Source organism: Mesorhizobium sp. M7A.F.Ca.US.014.04.1.1 (assembly GCF_003998745.1).
GTDB lineage: Bacteria > Pseudomonadota > Alphaproteobacteria > Rhizobiales > Rhizobiaceae > Mesorhizobium > Mesorhizobium ciceri.
Map to the genome: position 1 here is coordinate 1 of NZ_RZRW01001230.1, position 797 is coordinate 797.

Here is a 797-nt window from a genome sequence, read left to right on the forward strand (position 1 = left end):
AGGTTGGGCGGGGTGACGAAAAGATCGATCGCCAATCGTATCGCCACCGCCAGCACCAGCAGTGCCAGCAAGGCCCTGAGCTGCTCGCCGCGCAGCCTCTGGCCGGCCTTGGCACCGTACTGCGCGCCGGCGACGCCGCCCGCCATCAACAGGAAGGCCAGCACGACATCGACTGTCTGGTTGGTGGTGGCGTGGACCAGCGTCGTATAGGCGGAGGTGAAGATGATCTGGAACAGCGAGGTGCCGATGACGACATTGGTCGGCACTTTCAGCAGATAGATCAGTGCCGGCACCATGATGAAGCCGCCGCCGACGCCCATGATCGACGACAGGAAGCCGATGCCGGCGCCAAGCCCAAGTACGGGGATGACGCTGACGAACAGTTTTGACGCCCTGAAGCGCATCTTCAGCGGCAAGCGGTGGATCCAGTTGTGCTGGCCGGATTTCTTCAGCACCGGCGCCGCACCGCTGCGCGTCGCGCGCAGCGCATTGACGCTTTCGACCAGCATCAGCCCGCCGACGGTGCCGAGCAGCACGACGTAGAGCAGCGAGATGAACAGGTCGAGCTGGCCGAGCCTGCGCAGGAAGGCGAAGACGTAGATGCCGCCGGTGGAACCGACAATGCCGCCGGCCAGCAACACCCCGCCGAGCTTGAGGTCGAGCGTACCGCGCTTCATGTGCGAAAGGACGCCGGAGACGGAGGAGGCGATGACCTGGTTGGCGCCAGTGGCGACAGCGATCGCCGGAGGGATGTTGTAGAAGATCAAGAGCGGCGTGATGAGGAAGCCGCCGCCGAC

General features: G+C 64.7%; 1 protein-coding gene. It reads right to left on the bottom strand.

The features are described 5' to 3' along the window. The coding region (locus tag EOA22_RS35745) for a sulfite exporter TauE/SafE family protein (protein ID WP_164756286.1) at window positions 1-797 on the bottom strand (797 nt) is incomplete at both ends.